General features: G+C 60.6%; 24 protein-coding genes. 10 read left to right on the forward strand and 14 right to left on the reverse strand.

From position 1 onward, the window contains the following. Window positions 1-19: 19 nt before the first annotated feature. The 3 genes from EEB13_RS29735 to EEB13_RS29745 are packed head-to-tail and all read left to right on the forward strand — an operon-like array spanning window position 20 to window position 2,189. The gene (locus EEB13_RS29735) at window positions 20-508 is read left to right on the forward strand and encodes a hypothetical protein (RefSeq protein ID WP_045063551.1); all 489 of its coding nucleotides are present in this window, start codon (window positions 20-22) and stop codon (window positions 506-508) included. Beyond that, the gene (locus EEB13_RS29740) at window positions 505-1,590 is read left to right on the forward strand and encodes a hypothetical protein (RefSeq protein ID WP_141486933.1); all 1,086 of its coding nucleotides are present in this window, start codon (window positions 505-507) and stop codon (window positions 1,588-1,590) included. Before EEB13_RS29735 ends, EEB13_RS29740 begins: the two co-directional genes overlap by 4 nt. Continuing rightward, window positions 1,587-2,189, forward strand: coding sequence for a phosphatase PAP2 family protein (locus tag EEB13_RS29745; protein ID WP_141486934.1), 603 nt, complete (start codon window positions 1,587-1,589; stop codon window positions 2,187-2,189). The genes EEB13_RS29740 and EEB13_RS29745 overlap by 4 nt, the downstream gene beginning before the upstream one ends. Here EEB13_RS29745 and EEB13_RS29750 read toward each other — a convergent pair. Beyond that, entirely contained in the window at window positions 2,186-2,551 is a 366-nt protein-coding gene (locus EEB13_RS29750) for a helix-turn-helix domain-containing protein (protein ID WP_045063547.1), read from the reverse strand. The genes EEB13_RS29745 and EEB13_RS29750 overlap by 4 nt on opposite strands. A 217-nt stretch (window positions 2,552-2,768) precedes the next feature. Next, on the reverse strand, window positions 2,769-3,215 hold the full coding sequence (locus EEB13_RS29755) for a helix-turn-helix domain-containing protein (RefSeq protein WP_239654566.1): 447 nt from the start codon (window positions 3,213-3,215) through the stop codon (window positions 2,769-2,771). Window positions 3,216-3,803: 588 nt separating this feature from the next. Here EEB13_RS29755 and EEB13_RS29760 point away from each other — a divergent pair. The 4 genes from EEB13_RS29760 to EEB13_RS29775 all read left to right on the forward strand — a co-directional run bounded on the left by EEB13_RS29760 (window position 3,804) and on the right by EEB13_RS29775 (window position 6,849). Beyond that, on the forward strand, window positions 3,804-4,322 hold the full coding sequence (locus EEB13_RS29760; protein WP_141487013.1) for a hypothetical protein: 519 nt from the start codon (window positions 3,804-3,806) through the stop codon (window positions 4,320-4,322). Continuing rightward, window positions 4,319-4,816: a hypothetical protein gene (locus tag EEB13_RS29765; protein ID WP_141486935.1), complete on the forward strand. Its 498-nt coding sequence runs from the start codon at window positions 4,319-4,321 to the stop codon at window positions 4,814-4,816. Before EEB13_RS29760 ends, EEB13_RS29765 begins: the two co-directional genes overlap by 4 nt. Next, window positions 4,813-5,133 (forward strand): hypothetical protein, encoded by a 321-nt coding sequence (locus EEB13_RS29770; protein ID WP_141486936.1) that lies wholly within the window; start codon window positions 4,813-4,815, stop codon window positions 5,131-5,133. The genes EEB13_RS29765 and EEB13_RS29770 overlap by 4 nt, the downstream gene beginning before the upstream one ends. A 429-nt stretch (window positions 5,134-5,562) precedes the next feature. Continuing rightward, entirely contained in the window at window positions 5,563-6,849 is a 1,287-nt protein-coding gene (locus EEB13_RS29775) for a hypothetical protein (RefSeq protein WP_141486937.1), read from the forward strand. A 15-nt stretch (window positions 6,850-6,864) separates the two neighbouring features. Here the strand turns inward: EEB13_RS29775 and EEB13_RS29780 are convergent, their stop codons facing one another. Then, a complete protein-coding gene (locus EEB13_RS29780) occupies window positions 6,865-7,110 on the reverse strand; it encodes a hypothetical protein (RefSeq protein ID WP_141486938.1) in 246 nt (81 codons plus the stop codon). 274 nt (window positions 7,111-7,384) lie between these two features. Here EEB13_RS29780 and EEB13_RS29785 point away from each other — a divergent pair, with 274 nt between their 5' ends. Continuing rightward, window positions 7,385-8,506, forward strand: a complete 1,122-nt coding sequence (locus EEB13_RS29785; protein ID WP_141486939.1) for a transposase — start codon at window positions 7,385-7,387, stop codon at window positions 8,504-8,506. A 285-nt stretch (window positions 8,507-8,791) separates the two neighbouring features. Here the strand turns inward: EEB13_RS29785 and EEB13_RS31705 are convergent, their stop codons facing one another. The 7 genes from EEB13_RS31705 to EEB13_RS29815 all read right to left on the reverse strand — a co-directional run bounded on the left by EEB13_RS31705 (window position 8,792) and on the right by EEB13_RS29815 (window position 14,034). Further along, window positions 8,792-8,959 carry a hypothetical protein gene (locus EEB13_RS31705; protein WP_187328648.1) on the reverse strand — a complete coding sequence of 56 codons (168 nt, stop codon included), beginning with the start codon at window positions 8,957-8,959 and terminating at the stop codon, window positions 8,792-8,794. Then, window positions 8,947-9,249, reverse strand: a complete 303-nt coding sequence (locus EEB13_RS29790) for a hypothetical protein (protein ID WP_052683286.1) — start codon at window positions 9,247-9,249, stop codon at window positions 8,947-8,949. Before EEB13_RS29790 ends, EEB13_RS31705 begins: the two co-directional genes overlap by 13 nt. A gap of 1,317 nt (window positions 9,250-10,566) precedes the next feature. Further along, window positions 10,567-11,211, reverse strand: a complete 645-nt coding sequence (locus EEB13_RS29795; protein ID WP_141486940.1) for a TetR/AcrR family transcriptional regulator — start codon at window positions 11,209-11,211, stop codon at window positions 10,567-10,569. Window positions 11,212-11,452: 241 nt separating this feature from the next. Beyond that, entirely contained in the window at window positions 11,453-12,007 is a 555-nt protein-coding gene (locus EEB13_RS29800; RefSeq protein WP_162487709.1) for an RES domain-containing protein, read from the reverse strand. A gap of 76 nt (window positions 12,008-12,083) precedes the next feature. After that, window positions 12,084-12,287, reverse strand: a complete 204-nt coding sequence (locus EEB13_RS29805) for a hypothetical protein (RefSeq protein WP_187328649.1) — start codon at window positions 12,285-12,287, stop codon at window positions 12,084-12,086. Window positions 12,288-12,521: 234 nt separating this feature from the next. Beyond that, window positions 12,522-13,220 (reverse strand): hypothetical protein, encoded by a 699-nt coding sequence (locus tag EEB13_RS32170; protein ID WP_261984682.1) that lies wholly within the window; start codon window positions 13,218-13,220, stop codon window positions 12,522-12,524. Window positions 13,221-13,224: 4 nt separating this feature from the next. Continuing rightward, on the reverse strand, window positions 13,225-14,034 hold the full coding sequence (locus tag EEB13_RS29815; RefSeq protein WP_045063535.1) for a hypothetical protein: 810 nt from the start codon (window positions 14,032-14,034) through the stop codon (window positions 13,225-13,227). Window positions 14,035-14,562: 528 nt separating this feature from the next. On the opposite strand from EEB13_RS29815, the gene EEB13_RS32175 reads away from it, so the two are divergent. Together EEB13_RS32175 and EEB13_RS29825 are read left to right on the forward strand one after the other, a co-directional pair. Further along, window positions 14,563-14,889 carry a hypothetical protein gene (locus EEB13_RS32175; protein ID WP_045063533.1) on the forward strand — a complete coding sequence of 109 codons (327 nt, stop codon included), beginning with the start codon at window positions 14,563-14,565 and terminating at the stop codon, window positions 14,887-14,889. Window positions 14,890-15,328: 439 nt separating this feature from the next. Continuing rightward, on the forward strand, window positions 15,329-17,329 hold the full coding sequence (locus tag EEB13_RS29825; protein ID WP_315985042.1) for a cutinase family protein: 2,001 nt from the start codon (window positions 15,329-15,331) through the stop codon (window positions 17,327-17,329). 18 nt (window positions 17,330-17,347) lie between these two features. On the opposite strand, the gene EEB13_RS29830 is transcribed toward EEB13_RS29825, so the two are convergent. From EEB13_RS29830 to EEB13_RS29845, 4 genes are all read right to left on the reverse strand, one after another. Beyond that, on the reverse strand, window positions 17,348-17,731 hold the full coding sequence (locus EEB13_RS29830; protein ID WP_045063526.1) for a type II toxin-antitoxin system HicB family antitoxin: 384 nt from the start codon (window positions 17,729-17,731) through the stop codon (window positions 17,348-17,350). Next, a complete protein-coding gene (locus EEB13_RS29835; protein ID WP_239654562.1) occupies window positions 17,728-17,982 on the reverse strand; it encodes a hypothetical protein in 255 nt (84 codons plus the stop codon). The genes EEB13_RS29830 and EEB13_RS29835 overlap by 4 nt, the downstream gene beginning before the upstream one ends. A gap of 390 nt (window positions 17,983-18,372) precedes the next feature. Next, window positions 18,373-18,636: a DUF2637 domain-containing protein gene (locus EEB13_RS29840; protein ID WP_045063522.1), complete on the reverse strand. Its 264-nt coding sequence runs from the start codon at window positions 18,634-18,636 to the stop codon at window positions 18,373-18,375. 84 nt (window positions 18,637-18,720) lie between these two features. Beyond that, window positions 18,721-18,930, reverse strand: a complete 210-nt coding sequence (locus EEB13_RS29845; protein WP_045063520.1) for a plasmid partition protein ParG — start codon at window positions 18,928-18,930, stop codon at window positions 18,721-18,723. Window positions 18,931-19,047 lie beyond the last annotated feature (117 nt).

Raw genomic sequence — 19,047 nt, forward strand, 5'->3', positions numbered from 1 at the left:
ACGAGAGGAGGCTCGTGAAGTGGCAGATACGTCGACGGTGGCTCGCGCAGTCGACCGCTTGTTCCGCATTGCCGAAGGTGACGAATTGAGGTCGCTGACAGGTCTTGCCGAAGCACTCGCACGCGACCGAGGTCGCCCTCTGGTGATCCACGAGGGTCCCGATCTGCCCAATCGAATTTTCGGCCAATGGATCCGACATCCGGACTACGACGAGGTGAAGTACGGACGGTGGGTCCACGCGCGTGAACGGACCATCGCCCACGAACTTGGCCATATCGTTTTGGGGCACGTCGGGAAGCCGGCAATCGAACTCGCACGCGAGGTCCTGCCTCCGGAGAGCCACGACCTCGCCGCTCTGATGCTGCAACGCGACTGCGACGACACGAAATCTCCGGAGGAAGCCGACGCGGAAGCGTTTGGCAACCTGCTGCTACACCGGCTGAACGGGGGCAGCCGCATCAACCGGAGCCCTGGACTCAGGTCACGACTCGACGAGGCTTTCGGTTGATCACTGTATTGGCTGCGGCGTTATTGGCCGTGGTGGCAGCAACCCGGTTGCACCGGTGGTGGTTTCGGCGTTCGTTGACTCTCGCAGGAGCCTTTCTCGGGCTTGCCTGCATGTCGATCCACATGCTTGTCAACATCCGGCCGGTGGAAGCGTTCGCCAGCAACACCTTCGGAGAGAGCTTTCCCGCTGCACTGAAGATGTTGATGGTCTGCGGAATCTGCGCCGGCACCGCGATCGGGTTCACCGACGTGACGACGAGCAAGGTCGGTCTGCGCAAAAATCTCATTCGCGCTCACATCACGCTGTCGATCCTCACAGGCTCACTCGCGTTCATCTTCTTCTTCAGTCGCCCGTGGCCGGCGAACGTCGACAATCTCACTTTCGACAACGAGTACGCATTCCTTCCAGGATTTGCCGAGGGTCTGATCTTGGGGATGACCTATCCATTCTTGGTGGCGCTGATGGTGACGGTCGTCGCTATTACCCAGGCAGATCGTCAGACCGTCACAGGGCGGGCACTACTCCTGGTCACCCCTGGCGCAGCAATCCTCACCGCCTACGCTGCGCTGCGGATCGGGTATCTCCTCGCCGCGCGCTACGGGTTCATGGAGCCGACGCCCACGCCCTTCGCGATTTCTCGATTGCTGGCACTATCTGGTGTTTTGTTTCTCGGGGCTGGAATGTCGCTCGCCCTGGCATTGAACTGGTTTCGCGCGAGGAACGCCCTCCAGCAGTTCACTCCTCTACGCGAGGAGTTGCTAATCCGGTGGCCAGGCGCAGAGCGAGGCTCCAAGCCGGGCAGCAGTGCGTCAGAGCAAGTCAACGACAAGGCGGCGGAAGTGCTCGATGCGCTCAGCCTCGAGGTGGAGCAAAGCGATTTGCCGACTGGTGCCCAGCTTCCCCCAGCAGTCGCAGCGTCGGCAATCGCAGACTGGCTCGTTACTGGCCGAGTGGCTGACGGCTTGGGGTACAACAGTTTCTTCCCCGGCACCGACACGACTGATACTGCATGGGCAGCGGCGCTGGGCAGCGCCTATCAAATGACAATTGAGAACGAAAGAAAGATGGTCGCAGGACAATGACAGACATCGACACCCGAGTCCCTCGCACCGCGGCTGACAAAGCTGCACGCGTCATTACCGAGGTCGGGGCGCCGTGGATTCTCAATATCGTTGCGTCGATGATCATCGGTATGGCTGTAGGGGCACCGGGCTGGGGAGTCTTCGTCGCCGTATTCGGCGGCGTCGTTCCGATGATCTTCATTCTGGTGGGTATGCGGCGAGCAAAGATCAGTGATCATCACGTCACCAGGATCAACGAACGCCACATGTTGATCGCATCATTGCTGGTTGTCACCCTGGGTGCACTGATAGTTCAGGTCGTCGCTGGTGCGCCGATCGAGATGATTGCGTTCTTGTCTTCGGGTCTGGCGGCGCTGGCTGTAGCTGCGGTCATCACAAGTGCTTTGCATTGGAAAGTCAGTGGCCATACTGGGGCTTCCGCAGCGATTGCAGTTGTCCTGGCCTTGTCGGTTTCGCCGTGGTGGCTATTGGCGCTGGCGCTTACGCCGATGATCGGATGGTCTCGGGTTCACCTTGGGGACCATACAAAGGGGCAGGTCGTTGCTGGTGCAATCGCAGGGGCAATCGCAGCTGGTCTTACTTACGTCGTGATCGCTTAGGAGTCGTCGTCGTCTCGGCTGGCCAACTTGCGGAATGGATCGTAGGTCCGAGCGGCGATGTTTCCGTCTGCTGAATCGCGCAGCCCTTGAATCCACTCAATCTGTTGCTTGACCTCTTCGTAAGTCTCTTCGTCTCCGAAATAGTCCATCGGAACCTTGAAAACCCGACAGATGTCTCGAACTACCTCCACGCCCGGTGATGTGCGCTTCCCGCTGAGCAGTTGAGACATGTACCCGGTGGTCATCTTGCTACCGCTGAAACGAAGCATATCGACGATTTCTGTCTGTGTATACGGACCGCGACTTCGCGGGTGAACATTGTCGAAGAGGTACCGGAGCCGTTCGGCAAAAGTAGTGCTCATCAATCCGCCCAACCTTTCAGTCTTGTGTCTCATTGTTCTGACGAAGCCATTAACTCATCTCACTGAGGTCTATCCTCGCAATCGCGCAAAACGTTAGCAACTTGCGATTGAAAGCTCTCCGCCATACGCTGACCAACATCAGGGCGGGTTTGAACGAGAGAGGCTTACGGTGGGACAGCGGACGGACTGTGTCGAGACGCCGGGCGGCTTTGCGTCTTTACGCCGGCGTTCCTGGCGGGCGACTCCGAACCCGTTCATAGCTCGCACGGAGCTCACTCTCCGGAATGCCCAGCGCATCGGCGAGCTTCTGGGCAAAGTTGTCGGTAAGACGGGAGTCGCCGCGTTCGATCGCTCCGACCATCGACGTACTGATGCCGGCTCTTGCTCCCAACTCCGGTTGCGTGAGCCCCTGAAGTACACGCCAATCTCCGGGATATCGATCTTCCGGTTTGATGTCGACGAGGTCGGAAACCGAAGCGCCGAGGGCTTGGACAACACGCATAAGGACGTCGATCTGAGGCGACTGGCCGCCGGATTCCCACTTGTGAATGGTCTGCAAGGACACGTCGGCGATCCGACCGAGGTCGGGGCGGGAGAGACCATGGGCAGTGCGAAGTTCGACCAGGCGCGCAGGCTCGAAGCCACGCAGCACACGTCGACTCACGCTCACCCTTTTCATCGCACCGCCTACAGATTCCCTAGACACCATGCCCTCCCGCTATTAACATTCGCACATAACTTAATAATGTCAGATAGTTTTAGACGTGATCGTCATGTTGGAGTGCACCAGACGCACGAAACGGAGGAGGGAATGAACTGATGTAACTGGTCCCCTGACTGTTTAGCCACAGTCAGGGGACCATCCAGCCGCCGACTGTTTAGCCACAGTCGGACAGCCGCGGGACTGGTGGGTTAGCCGCCCAGCAATCCCCATGCAGATATGTGAGGACCTGCAATGAACACGTTAGATGGCACTAGGGCCGTTCGCCTAGCTGATACCCATTCCAAAGCCACGAGTGGCAATCTCGACGACGGCGACCGCGTTGCCTACGGACCTTTTCGCGAGATTCTCGCCAAACATCTTCCGAACGCCGCCGGCACGTCTTGCGTGGCCTGTGACTTCACCTACACACCTACTCTTCCGCTTTGTCCGCCCGTCGCCACTGCTCTACGCGAGCTTTCCTCAGGCGATGCCCGCTCCGATAACCCGAAGTCACCTCTCGCCCGTTACTCGACCGTGAAACTGCGCGCGATGTCGAACACGCACACCGGTAAGGGACGGTGCCGGCGCTGCGGATTCGTCTACTCCGCTCAAATGCGGCAGTGCCCGTCATCGCGCCGCATCGCCGCAGAGCTCGAAAGCCGCGGCAAAGCACCTGTGACCCAGCCCCGGGCAAATCAAGGTTTGTGCGCGGGAAAGGGCGTGGGTTGGACCGTCAGCGGACACCAACCGGCGCCGTGGAAGCGGGCGATCGCCGCGTGCTCGGCATGCCCGCTACTTACGCAGTGCACCGCCGAACTCGAGGAAAGGCTCGCTGCGGGGAAAACAGTTCGCGAGCAGATTCAGGCTGGCCGCCTCTTCACCATCTCCGGCCGAGAGATTCCGGCCGACAAGATCGAAGAGTTTGCCGTTGCTCGGGGCCGGACGAAGAACGCGAAGAGGCAGACCAGGAAGCAGAAACCCGCACCCCTGACAACAGCACCCAGTGCTGTTCCAGTAACCCCTTCCAAAGCATCACAGCTCTCACTATTCGAAGTAGCGGCAGCATGACGGGCCCCTCGCCTGTCGCCCAACTCGACGCACTCGCTCGGGGCATCGTCGAAGCCCCGGCCAGCGACTGCCACCCAGCAGCCGACCGGTGGACTTGGTTCGCGGACCTCTACGCCGACCAGACGTGGGGGCTGGTGACTGCCGTTCCCGAATTCCCTCGGATCGCAGCTGACCAGGCTGCAATGGCGTGCCGTGCAACAGCGATGCAGAGCGCCACGGTCGAACAGTGGTCTGCCCTCGAAACCCTCTCCGCTGCAGGCCTTGCCACAGCCAATACCCACAGCCTGAAGATGGCCTGGACCGCGCTCACTGACACCTGCATTGATGCACGCGATCACCTTGCGGGAAATGACTTCGGCGGGTTGGAAGCAATTCTCTGCGTCATCGAAGCTGTCCTTTGTCGGCATCAAGAGTCGATCACAGCCATCTTCATCAGCGACGCTTACGCGGCGTGGGACCGCCAGATCGAATCGCACGATCGGAAGGCCGCATGAACCATCAGATTGCAGTAGACCGTGAAGGGCGCACGTGGGTAATCCTGGGTATTGGCAACACCCTGAAAGTCCATCGCCTCAGCGGTACCGTACCCGTAGCTGTGATGGATCTTGCCGAATTGGTCGATATGTACGGCCCGCTGATTCTCGCCCCCACCCACTCGGCGGTTGCCGACGAGTTCGCATCAATCATCGACACAGTCGACCTCGTGGCATCCGATCCGGAGACCGCCTCGGTCGAGCAGATTCGCATTGTCGCGTCCGTGTTGCGAGGAATCCTTAATTGCCCCACGAGTGAGACTGCGAGCGATCGATGACATTTCTGATTCTCACTGCGATTCTTGGGTTGGCAGGCGTTGTCGGAGCCCTGTTTTCACTGCGTGAGGCTCACTCATGACGGTGCACTACATCATCCCTGGAAAGGTGCTTGAGCTGCCCCGATGGCTGAATCCAGCTCCGCGTGGCTCCCCGAAAAAGGTGGCTCCGCGTGCTGTGATGTGGGGTGGCTATATCCATCTACCGAAAGGCTTTTTCGCACCCACCGAGTACGCGCATGTGAACGACCTCGATATCTAACTCCATAGCCGCAGTACAACCCCAGATACGACGAAACCCCCTTGCGGGGGTTTGTGAAACAAAGTTCGTCGAGCTAAACGAGAGCCCCTGGCAGGGCTCCGGTCGTAACTGGTGAAGAAGAAGTGTGGAGCTTCAACTTCGGTACTGCATATCCCCGAAGGGACAAAACCGTGCAGGTCTTGTCTCAGGGTAGCTCACACCCTGAACCAGGCACAACCGTTCACAAAAACAGCGCTTTCGGCGCGTCGCATACCGACGCTGCCGCCACGAGGGCTGCCGGACCCACGACAGAAGACGCCGAGGAATGGGCCACAGCAGTACGTGAGGCCACCGAAAACGTCGCCCGCATCGAAGCGCTGAATGCCGAAAGCGGGCAGCGAGGAAACTCCTGGGCTCTGCCAGTAACCACTGGCCGCCGCGCACGAACCCCCGTCTGGACGAGCCGTGCCCAATGGCAGCACCAAGTCCGAACCCTGCTCAACTCCCCCACCGGCACCGAAATCTGCAAGAAAAACACCATCAGCACCGAAGCAGCATTCGCTGTCGCCGTCACACATGCCTCCCTGGCAGAAGGAAAGACCGGGCGCGGCGTCACCGCATCACGCGAGAGGATCGCCAACCGCGCCGGCGTCAGCGTTACTGTCGTCAAACGAGCCAGACGAGTCCTGGGCGCCCTCGGCATGGCCGTCGAGCAAGAACGCGGCCGCTACCTCACGAAACTCGAATCGATGGCCGCCGAAGCGCACCATGGGCACAGGCAGTTCCGGGCAGCCTCTGTCTGGGCACTCATCTCACCCCGCGCTGCGGTCCAGGCGCTCGCACCCCCAATGAAGAAGGCCACCCGCGCCACCCGCGCAGCCCTCCGCAGTGCCGCGTACCGCGCCCGCACAGCGCCGCGAACTTCTCCACAAACCGGCGGCCGTGGCCCCCTATCCCCCTCTGGGGGATTTGTTCTTCAATCGCTTGTTTTCAAGTTCTCACCAACGCACGCGCACACGCGAGCGGGCAAGCCGACGAACCAACAAAAATCCACGCCACGACCAATCATGTTGCAACGCACCGCCGCCCAACTGATCGCTCACATCCCGGCGCTGAAAACGACCAAACACGTCGGCCAGATCTGCGATGTTCTGGCCAACGCCGACATCGACGTCACCCGGTGGACGGGTCGCGACATCGCCCGTGAACTCACCACAGACACCCAATCCCGGGGTTGGGTCTGGCCCGCGCAGCTCACACGACCGACTGCGTTCCTGCGCTGGCGACTGGCACAGATCGACTGGTCACAACCTTCCCCCGCCGAACGTTCCCGTGAAAACGATCGGACCCGCCTAGCCGAACAAGCAGCACGTCGACGCGAAGCCCGTGAGCGGGATTCACACGTCGCTCACGCTCACACTCGTGCCGACATCATGAAACAGCTGCGGGAACAACTCTCGGCGAGAACGCCCGCATGAGCTAAGAGCTATCCGTCAGTCGGGGGCCGCAAGATCGTCGTCATCGGCAAAAATCAGCCTTCCGTCATCCAACGCGATAGCCCACCGATGAACCGGAGCCCAATCCCGCCCCACCGACTCCGAATCGATGACCATGTCCGCGTAGTCCTCGATCACCACACCGGTATATGCCACGCCGCCGCTGCCGGGACCAGGCACAGTGACCTTGACCCGAGAGCCAACACCCGTCACGGCATTGGTTTCGCCGTTCTGTTCGTTCATTCACGGATTCTCCCCCGACCACCTCCACTCGCGCGCACCATCCGCCGCAAACTCGCGACGGAGGTACTGGTATTGAGGGGTGCACGTAACGAAGTGCGAAGGGCCCCAACGCGCCACTGCCCCAGTGGTTACCCACCTCAACATTTCTGCAATAGCAAGCTCCCGGGACGCCTTCTGGACAGATACGCCGCACCTGCGGCGCTCGATATTCGAAACCAAGGAGCACAGCGCTGCGCTGCATTCGGGACCATGAACTGTGGGATAGATTCCAGGGGTGAAACAGACCGGGACCGCTGTTGTCGACCATCATCAGTTCGTCGTCGGATCACAGACCGCCGAGACGTACGAGCCGTCGGAAACTGGCAGCGTGATCGAGGTAGGCCCGAACTTTGTCACCATCATGACCGGGATCGCGTACGGCCCTGCCTCGTTGACGGTCGAGGTGTTGGACCACGAGCCTGACGAGCTCGATCCTTCTTCCTCCTCGTGGGAGGTAGTGGAAGAAGCGACGATCAAAGTCAGCAAACAGGTCCGGGTCATCACCACGGATGGGGAGCTGTTACCGGACTTCGCGCGAGTGTCGATCACCAAGGGACTGCACACGTTCCGAGTGTCGGCGCAGGGCCGCGACCTCAATTGGGATCTCACGGTGACTGAACCAACGGAATCATATTTGGTGCAGGTGTGGAAGGTGACCCAGCCCGCTGCCATGCGCAGACTCCGCAAGACCGATGCCGCTTGGAAGGACGAGATCGTGACCCACGCGGTTCGGAACTTCTGGGATCCTGATCCGGCGGGAGATGCGACCCTCTACCTGAAGTACGGCTACGAGCAGATGGCGACGTGGGCCAAGGAGGAAGCAATCCGATGGGGTGGACGTCCACCTACGGACACACTCCGAGGCCAGTACTACGCTCAGGAATTCGCAGGTCACGACCGGATGCTCGTCGATGCCCTGGTCCGATGTCGAGCACCGAAACTGCGGCGAATCGCGGCATGGTCGGCTCGTCGCGCGTACACGATCGCCGGCATCGCCGAGATTGAGTGGATTCGCGCCGGACTCGATGCGTTGGACAACGCCGATCCGTTGCCGTACCCGTTCGACGATCACGCTGGTGCACATGTGTGGGAGGCCTTTCAGTCCGAGTCCCGGATCGAACTGTCGACGACAGATGACAACGGAGAGAGGCAAGCGTCGGCTGCGCTTGTCGCCAGTCGCGCGTTGATCGACGCAAGCATGGAAGAACCGCTGTCGGCTGTGTTCAACGGACTGCGGACCGCTGCACTCACCGACGGATCCGACTATCTGCAACTCATTGCCGACCTGCGCCGCGAATTCTTTCCGAAGTTGGCCCCAGCCGAGGAGTACGAACGCTGGATAGGTCACAGCCTGTAATCGCATACGCCAGTTTCAGAAGACAACGTATTTTCACAACTCCGCTGTAGAGGGATCGAGGGCCACATATCTGTCGGACAGCACCGCGGGGCAGGCCGTGCAAGCTTTCGATGAGTGGCCCGGTCGGCATCGAGCGCTGGATCAGCCGGAGTGTCCCTCCGACAGGCGGTGCCTGCGTCAGAGTAGGGACCTACAGAAAACACCAACGCCGTCCCGGAACCGGGGCGGCGTTGGTTCTTTTCAGGATACGGCCGAACATTGCCGGCCGAGCATTGAATTGAGAGGTCAGCTAGCGATGAGGCGCCGCTCACCACTGGTCTTGAGCTGAGCCAATCGCTTGATCTGAGGCTTCGACGCCCTCTTCAACTTCTTGTCGATGATCAACTTGGTCCGCGCGGCATTGATCTGCGCATCAGTGACATGCGCCGCGCCTTGCGGTGTCAAGTCCGCCATAACTGATCCTCCGAGTCTTCACTGTCAGTATCACCCAATGCGAGCACTTCATGAAGAATGACGTCCGCAGCGGCCAACTCATCCGGACCAGCAAGAGTGCTGGTCACCATCTTCCGCACCATCAGAACACCGATGTTGGCGCGGCGTTCGTTGTTCTCGTCCAAGGCGAGCTCGGCGGCGTATTGAAACCGCCGCCACCACTCTTCACGCTTGGCCTGCAGCTCACGCTGATCGGTTGCGCCAGTGTTCGCTTTCCACACCAAGAATCCCGTGATCAGGGCAACGATCAAGGTCAGTGATCCCGCCGGCCGTCGGAGGCTCGAATGGCTGGCGTCCGAGGAATGTCGGCGCCTGATACCGGGTACGGGTGGCGGTAAGAATCGCTACGCCCTGCAGTAGATGTGAGGATCTATTACGAGCGGAGAACCCGCCGACGCCCGATCCGAGAACTAAGCGTCGGCGGGTGCGCATCGCTTTCCGATGCGATGCACTTTCCCCTACTTCCACCCCCGGCGAGTGACAGCCGGTAGGCAGATCTGCGGTCCTGATTCCCACCCGTGAATGCAGTGCCGCCCCACAGGCATACCCGACCTACAAATCCTAAATCCGCTCCCCATGCTCGGCCGTGCACAGGCCCCGCTGGACGAGCGGGGGACTGTGATCCGGCGGGGCCTGACGCCCCTGCGGAGGAGCTGTGTTTTCAACTCCGGGCGGCGGGGCCCGATCGACCGTACCGGTGGAATCTTGACTTCGGCATTTACGTACCGGTAGCCCCGGCCGAAATGTCGTTAGTGCGGGAGCTCTTCGAACGGCTTACTATGCCTGTCCCGAAATCCTGGCGGTGGCGTGCCGGGCCGGGGGTTTGTGTATCCAGCCCGGCACGCGGTGTGGCCACCGGAAGGGTCGGGGGAACAGTCCGGTGGGCCAACCAGCTACTGCCCGAGTTGGTTGAACCGTAAACCGTTCGTGGAGCGGTTCACAGGACAGCACTGAGATACTCGTCGCCCATGACATTCGAACCCGACTCCAACACGTAGTCGGGCGACGGCCTGCTCCCCAACGCGCTGGTGGTTGACTAGGAAGCTCTGGCGGCTCGGCACCAGCGTGTAGTCGTTTGTAGTCGACGTAGCGCCTTGGAAGAAGCTCTGGCGGCTCGGCACCAGCGTGTAGTCGTTTGTAGTCGACGTAGCGCCTTGGAACGTAGACCCTTCCTCGTCGCAGGAGCCGTTGACGGAAATCATGGACGCCAATGGCATTGGCTGGTGGGACTGGGCATTCGCCGACGTACGTCAACTGCGATAACCGCGGCGCCTGGTGCATACGGACGGGTCCCGATGAATATGTCCAGATGACTACCGCAACACCGAGCCTCCGGCATCTCTCGGGACTTTCGAAGTCCCCCGACCTGTGCGGTGCGTGCGAAATCGCCGGTCGAGGCGAAGTCACAAGAGTCAGCAGGGCCGAATCCGCGGACTAATCACGAGCAGCCATCCAACAATCGATGGCGTCATCGTGGCCCGCATCAGCAATCCCATTGTTCCGGAAACCCTGTCTGCCGCTGCACACCATCTCAACGGAGAATTACAGCGCCTTCGTCGACAACACATTCAGCTTGATTTCGCGGCTGTACATGCAGCCAGGTGGATAGCGACCAGGCTCTGCATGCGAGCAGTGAAATCGCCGGTATCCCCGAGAACCCGGATGATGTTCACGGTCCCGATGAACCCCGCACACAGATTCCACGACAGTTGCCGCGTCGTAGAGTTGTCGGGAAGCCGCCCTGAGGCGATTACAGCATCGACAAGACTGCTCGTGATATCCATCCACTGAGCAAACACCTCTCGCGCCGCGTCGATCCCGGTTTCAGTGGTGAGCCGAAGTCCCGCACGGGCAAGCGAACTGACAGCGATGCTCGCAGCGAGGTCCCCGAAAAATGAACTGATCTGGGCGACGGAAGGCGACTGCGAGTCGCGCGCGGCTGCGGCCGCATGAGTAAGCGCTGCCGACCAGTGAGCAACGAGTTCTCGGGCAATTGCCTCCTTCGACGTGAAATGGAAATACACGGCGCCCTTGGTCGTCCCCGAGGCAGTCAGGAGATCGGCGAGTGATGTTGCGGCGTAACCGTTGTAAGCAAATTCTTTTGCAGCGGCCTCGAGGATGTTCGCTTTGGTGATCGTTGCGCGCTGCTGACGCCGCCGACTCGCAAACACCGGCTCAACGACCGGGTACAGCTCGTTGATTGGCTCGGTCACTTAGAGTTCCTATCTGTTGCGGTCGTGGCGGCGAAGCCCCAGCCTCAGCCACCGCTCCGCTCCAATCAATGTGACGAAATCGTTCAGCTCGAAGCGGCGCGATGAGCAAAATTCTTTGATGCCAATGGTCGCATGTCTATCCACGTTGCCGGCGACCCCTCCTTCGAGAGATATCGCCCCGGGACCACGTCATGCGCTCATGTTGGGGAGAGAATGGCACTGTGATCGGCGACGATGCGTTCTACCAGATCGCGGCCTCTGCCTCGATCGAGAGGCAATCACGATCGAGAGGCAATGCAGCGACAGACGAATCGACTGCAAGAGCCGGATGCGACATGACGGCCGGATCCGCGGTCAGGACCCACGCGAGAGTGTCCTCGTTGTGCCGAAGGCGGTACGCGAGTCCCCCGATAACAGGGTCGACAGCATGGATCGCGTGTGCCCACCTGCGCGTGGTGACGTAATGTCGCGCTTCACATTTGGTCAACCACAAATCCTGACCGACCGCAGACAGGTGCCGGCCGTGCAGCGCCGCAACGGTAACGGTGCGGGTGAGCGTCAACGCGGTCAAGGTGCGGCCCGTCACCGCACTGGCAGGCACAATCCTCGCAACGGTCGGGTCCAAAGGCAGATCCCGGCAGATAGTTTCGGCGATCGCTCCGTCCGGGCTGTCAGCGATATACAGGTAGGCGTACGCGGGGCGTCGAGGGAGTCGAATCGGCCACCGGAAAGCTCGTCCGGTTGCGCGGTGGGATTGGGTGCCAACGCGCTGCGGCGGCTGCTGTGGACTCGCCACACCGTCGTGCCGGCGGCAAGTGTGCTGCGATGAGCCGGCCGGAACAGGCCTCCGGCCGGTGGTTCTATATCCGGCATCAGTCAGCTAGCACCGCGGAGGCAAGTCGTTCGAGCTTCCGATGGGCGGCAGGATCCGGATCTACCGCGAGATCAGCCGGAGTTCGCCCCTGCGGCAGTCGCGTGGACGGCGCCAACCACCACGAGGCCACTCCCCACGGGTCAGCCCCCGCACCAAGAAGCACATTGACCGTGGCCACGACCTCACGCACCGACGCGGTCATGTCGCCGAAAGGCCATGTCTTTCAGTGCCATTCGGGGGGTGAGTGCCGTCAAAAATTGCTTTTCGCTCTCGTTTTCTTCCAGAAGTAGGTCGAGTTTCGACGCGAACAGCATGTCGTAGTCGCGCTCGCCGTAGTCGAAGAGGTCGAAGGTTCCCAGACAAACAACGCAACTGTCCCCGATTTCCCGAAAACTACGCGTGCGACATTTGTTCCACCTGGGCCAGCGGAGAGTAATCAGGGAAGGTCGATATCCAGGTCGAATCCAAGCCTGAGGGTTCGGCGGACCAGGTCCAGTCCCCATCCCGGCACAGAGAGATCACTGGTGTCCGTTATGTCCACGGGCAGCGAGTTACGGCGGTCGACGAGCATGACAGCACGTTCGTCCTTGCCGTGTCGGCAGGGGTAGCGGACACCCAAAGCACCCGGAGTCCCCACCAAGATGTCCGTGCAGGTTACACGCGAATCCCGGTAGTCCCGCCACGTGCACCCGACCAACGATCCGTCCTGGTTGATCGCAGCCAGTCCAACCTGAGTGTCGAGGGAGACCACCGAAATATCTTCTCCAAGTGTCAGTTTCGTCAGCGAGAAGTCGGCGACCGCCGCGTAGGAAAGCAACTTGGATTTGGGGATGTCGGTACCTCGCAGAATTCCCTCTGCCACCACGGCACCTACCGATAATCCGACGTACAGGTATCCGCCCAACCCCGATCCTCCAGGACAGACCGTGTCGTCATGGACCGGATCGAACCGACCCTGGCGCGGTAAACCTCGGTGCTTTCTGATATCGAAAGCCACTGCATCGGTCAGCGGTGCGATCCCCGTCGAGTTGAAACTGTTTGCAGGGTAGCGGCTGTCGGTGCGGTGAACACGCCACAGTTCCGCCCCAGCCGGCACGATCGCGGTGTGTGCAGGCGCTCCGTTGTACTTGCGCACCCGCTCACATGCCTCGACGCGAGTAGTCGAGCACGTTGTCGACCGCGATCTCCGTGAGCTGCCCGGCCTCGAGATCCTCGAGCGGACTGTTTCCGTCGAGCAGATCCGTACTCGTCAGCCACCAACTCGCCGCGCCGTACGGGTCCCGCTCGACATGGAGCCGCAGGTTCGCGTGCCGAACCACGTCGTGGATCTTGTGCCGCTCCTCGTCGAGCTGAAACGCTGGGTACTTGTAGTTGGGTCGGGTCCCGATGGGCAGGCCGATCAGCTCACCGGCCTTGCGACGTTTCTGCGCGACGCTGCGGGTCGCTTCACTTGTCGGAGCGAGTATGCGGGCGACGTCCTTGGAGTCGAGGACATCGAGGGAATCGAGAATTGACCTTCGTGCATTCGCCAATGCTGTTGACCTGGATGGATCCTCGTCATCTGTGGAGGTCTCCGGTGGTGTCGTCGAGACCTCATCGGATACAGAGACCGACGCGATGAGAAGCTGCGCGAGCGCCAGACGCTGTGTGCCGGTCAGGGAAGCTGCTGAAAGTTGTGCGACCGCGGTGACGATGTCACCGCTGGCAGTGCCTTTCCCTGCCGGTGCGTGGAGGTCGTAATCTCGCGTGGCTTTCTCTCGACCGCGCTCCGGAACGGGGCGGGAAGGGTGCAGTTCGGTGGTGTAGGCCTGCCACATTTCCGCCACGTGGACGCTGAATGCGTGAGGGAGACCGTCGGTGCGGATTGCTGCGGTCAGGTGCTCCACCGCCACGGAATCGATGTCGTAGCCGGCGACAGATGTCTGCGATCGGGCAATTTCGGTACTCATGGCGCTCCTTACCAGTCGAAGGCAAGTCCAACTTGAAGTACCTATCGTACCTGACGTACCACAAGGGCGTAATCTTCACCGTTGAACGTCACACAATCTCAGGCTGGGATGATCCGCTATCGGCCGCGATGCTCGGTGGGGCCTCGCATCGAAAGCGGTGGCCTGCTACTCGAGCCAGGGAAACCCCACGTCGATACACCTCGACATCCGATACCGCAGCCAGAAACGACAATCGGCCGTGAACGACAATCTGGTCGATATCAGCGGCCGGTGAAAGTTACTTAGTGAAAAGAGTTAGCACTCGACGTGCATGAGTGCTAAATTTTGATGAGGCCTACGCCACAAGCAAAGGCCCTGGCCGAGTCCGTCACAAGCCACTGGCCTTCGGCCGATCGCGACGATCAGCCACAGACGCGGTCTCGACCACCCCCGCGCGAATTCTTCGATCGAACAGACCGAAGACATCCCCGGACCGCGAATGCCGACAGATGCCCGTCGACACGACTACCGACGACACGAAGGAGGAGCATGACCACCGTCCCCCACAGCCGCCACACCGACAACCTCCCGTGTGCCTCCTACGGCGACAACGACACGCAGCAGCAACACCGCTCGCGGTTACCCGCGGCGTCGATCACCCTGGGGGCACTGTCCATTGCGGCGTTCTGGATGGTCGGACTCGGCTTCGTACTGGGAGTAGCCGCCGCGGTGTGCGGCACCGTCGCCACGTCACGGCCCGCGGTCGCCGATGACGAAGCAGCCTCGCTACGGGCCCTACTCGGCATCGTTGCCGGCGCCGCAGGCATTATCGTATCCGCGGGCGCCGCCCTACTCCCCATGCTGGCGCCACTGTGAACCCCACACATGGTTTCTCCCTGCGGTGAAACAGCCCTCTAGGCGCGCTGATTCCCCACCCGGTCCCTTGGAGCAACTGGACTCTCGTCGGTCTGCTGATCGCACCCACTGGCCGACGAGCTTCCTGATCGAGAGACTGCGTCAAGCGCCAATCCCGGGACCCTAGTCCCTAGAAAAATACGCAGCATTGATAATTTGGCGCTCAAAGAACATCCACCCGCGGAGGATGGGCGTAGTCAGCTCCCGATCACTAGAGGTACCGACCCATCCTCCCCAACACATTGGCCTCTCGTTCACCAGCCAACCGGCGAAGTTATCCACAGTGACTTTGTCGTCCGTACCCACCGCCGTCGACACTGAACGCACAATCATCCCGGCAGAAACGGACTCCACCTCATCTGCCGGGCAAGCATTCTCCGGCGGCAGATGAGGTACCCACATGTACAACGCACCAACATCATCGAGCCGTCGACGTACCAGAAAGACCGATTCCAGCCGCCACGCACTAACACTCGGGCTCGCCATGTCCACGCTCGGAGCCGGAACTTTAGCGCTCACGGTTCCCTCACTCGCATCCGCGACACCGGCTGGATGCACCGAGGTCCTTGCGGTGATGACCCCGGGGACGTGGGAAACCACGTCCGACGCCGATCCCGGCGTTCCCGTCGGAATGCTCGCAACAGTGGGAAACACGCTGAAATCGACATACGGCGACACAGTCGAACTGTTCTACACCCCGTACGCTGCATCCGCATTCGATCAAGGAAAAACCTACGGCGACAGCAAAACAACGGCAATCGACGCCATCAACGACAAAGTAAGCACTGTCGCCGCGAAATGCCCCCAGACGGAATTCATCTTCTCCGGCTACTCCCAAGGCGCCGATGCCACCGGAGACATCGCCTCCGCCATCGGAAACGAGAAAGGCCCGATCAGCGCCGACAAGGTCCTCGCCGTCGGACTGCTCGCGGACCCCGGCCGAGGAACCGCCGGGGAATCCGTCGTCGGCCCATCCGCCGCCGGAACCGGAATCGCAGACCCCCGCCCCCAGGGAATGGGCACGCTCACAGGACGAGTCGCGACCATCTGCGACCCGAAAGACCTCTACTGCTCCATCGACAAAGGCCGCAACAGTGTTCTCGGAGCGCTCGGAACCGTCCTGAGTAAGTCACCCGGCGCATCACCCGACTCCACAATCGTCGGCAGCGGCTCACGTCTGGCAACGGCACTGACGTCCGATTTCTCCCACGCCGACCTCAGCGGCATCGGCGCCGACGTTGCAGACCTGACAGCAGCGGTCAATCCTCCCGCAGGTCAAGCAATCAACATCTCGAACATCGCCCACAGCGCAACGTCATTGCTGGGCACCTTGAGCCCGTTGGCGGACCTTCTCACTTCCGGGACTGCGAACCCGGAGTCGACCAGCAACCTGTCCAGCGCCCCAGCAGGTACCCCGAAAAACGCGGCCAACCAAGTACTCGCAGACGCCCACGATTCGGATCTGTCGGTCGCGTTGTCAAACGTAAACAGGATCGCGTCCACTGCAACGCAATTGATCGACACAGGGAACACATCCCTGACGACAAGTTCACCGGAAGCCGGCACGCTCGCCGCCACCGCCGCGGCACTAAGCAACCAAGTAGCGCCCCTAGCCACCACACCGCCGGAGATCCTCGGCCAGGCATCGAGCGTGCTGTCAGTCCTCAAGGCACAGGTCGTAGTCGATCAAGTCCTCAACATCGCCACCGGCATCACCTCCATCAACTACCCAGCGATCCTGAATAATCTCGCGATGCTGCCGCAGAAAGTGGCCGCTCTCGATGTCCCCGGAGCCCACCAGATCGCAGGAGACCTCAACAACCAATTCGCACCACTGGTGAAAATGGCCGCCGACGTCGACCTCACATGGATTTCGCAGATCCTCTCCGCCATCCCGGACCCGACCGGCACCACGCAGATCGCGACCGCCGTCTGCGACTTTCTCTCCGGAGTCGACATCATCGCGATCGCCAACAACGTCGGACAGATCCAAGAAATCGCCTGGCAGGTACTCGAAGGAAACCCCGCCGCACTCGCCGGACTACTCCCGATCGGACTCGACCTCGCCTCCGCCGCAACAACAATGATCACCGGCAACCCAAAACAGACCGACACATCACTACTGGGCAAAGAAAGTTCCCCATCCGTCTCGTCCACGCAGATCAGCCGCCAAACCCAGAACATGGACTTGAGCGGACTAACCAGCTCCCTGACCACAATGGCCGAAACACAAGACGCGGAAGACCTAACAGCACTCGTCGGCCAAGGACTCGACGCCGCCACGTTCGTCGCCTCCGGCGCACACACCAACTACACGCAACTCACCGTCGACAACTCCGGCCGCAACGCAATCCAATGGCTCACCGACTGGTTCACCCTCCAAATCCAGCACGCCACATAACGTTACGGAGGGAATGGACTAGTTTCCGGCCGTCGTCGACGACAACTTTCCCGACCCAACGCCCATCGAGCAGGCAGAGGCGAGACGTTCGGAGACCAACGCGTTAAGCGACACACCTTCCTCAGCGGCGTCGCGGGCAAGCTTCCGGTGCAAGGTCGGCGTGATCCGCACCTGAAACTTTCCCGAATATCCACGCTCACTGAGCGGTTCGGGGATCCGCTCACCGGTCTCTGCCATGTCCTCGAGCGTTTCGGCAACTGCTGTGCGGATGCCGTCCAGAGCGGCTGCTTGAGTATCTGCAAGCCATGACAAGCCAGGGAACTCCGTGCAGGTTCCCAGGAACTCTCCGTCGGGCTCGTACCACTCAACTCGGTATGTGTAGTGCTCCACTGAAGGGATCACTGCGCTTCTCCTTCCATACGTTCGATTGCCGCCAAAACCTGACCGACCTGGTACTGCTCGGCCTTGCCACCCGCACCCTTTTGGATGTTGATGCGCGGCCCGGGCCAGGGCGTCTGGAGCTTGGCGTGTGAACCAGCGTTTTGTCGGGCCTGGCCGAAGACGTCGATACAGAGTGCGAACAGTTCGTCGTAAGTGACGTTCTGCGGTGCGCTCCGCATTCGCGCCAGCAGCTTGTCTCTCTCCCCATGCACGACTGATACTGCATCTAGTATCACCTTGCGGCCCCGGACTCCGCAAGGTGCACCCGCCCACACCGACAAAATCTCATACCGAACAGCATTCGGGCGATGCTGACTCCAGCGGTCAACTCCGGCACAATCCAAGGCTTCGAAAACACTGCCAGAGCCGCCAAGGATGGGATTCACACCCAGAGCTCGACCATCTACGCATTTCAGAAGAAGGTCTGCTGCACGGATGACGTACAGCTCCGACTTATCGTCAAGGAGTTAACCGTGACACGATCCGAACCGAATCGGAGTTGCAATCACGGAGTCCAAAGATCACGGGTCCCACATACTCTCTCGGTGAACCGGAACTGCAATGCGCAGGTGGGGTTCCTCTTTTCTGATGTATCGAACTGCTCAGTTGCGCTTGGCTTCTGAGCCGGCCCGTTGCTCTCTCGTCTCGAGGTGGCGGAGGAAGAGCATTACAATGATCGAGCCGGCGATCATGCCGTCTATGAGGACAGGAAATAGCCATGCAAGGTGCTCCGGTATGCCTGCCTGCACGGCAAAGTCACGTACCGCAGCGAATGAGAATACGAGTACAGCGAGAATCGTCAGGGCCAGCGCGAATGGCACTGCTCGCGGCTGGGTCCGCATGGCCCGCAGACTAAAGTTGGTCATGATAGGGGGGGTTCCTTCCTAAGGGTGTTTCCCGGTGCGGAGCATCGCCGGGTGCAAGCCGGTGAGGCTCCTTGTGCGTAGTTTTCAGGTGCGCTTTGTATTTGCGTCAGTCCATTGCTCGATCATTTCTTCGACGACATCCCGCATCTTCTTGTCGCTTCCAGCGACTGCGGCTTTGAAGCGTCTGTGCAGTTCAGCGTCGATGTTGACTGTCAGTTTGGAGCGGTCGGCATCCGGCTCTTTGAAGCTGGACGACACCGAGGGCGCGGTGGGTGCAGTTGTGGCCGTTGGCATTTGCCCTTTCGGGCCAAGTTGTGGAACTGCTTTTGCTTTGGGACTGCTTTTGCTTTGGGGATGCTCATGCAATCAACGCCTCTGCGATCTCGTCCACGACGTCGGAATAACCTTCAT

The sequence above is a fragment of the Rhodococcus sp. WS3 genome (assembly GCF_003797085.1).
In the GTDB taxonomy this organism is placed as follows: domain Bacteria; phylum Actinomycetota; class Actinomycetes; order Mycobacteriales; family Mycobacteriaceae; genus Rhodococcus_F; species Rhodococcus_F globerula.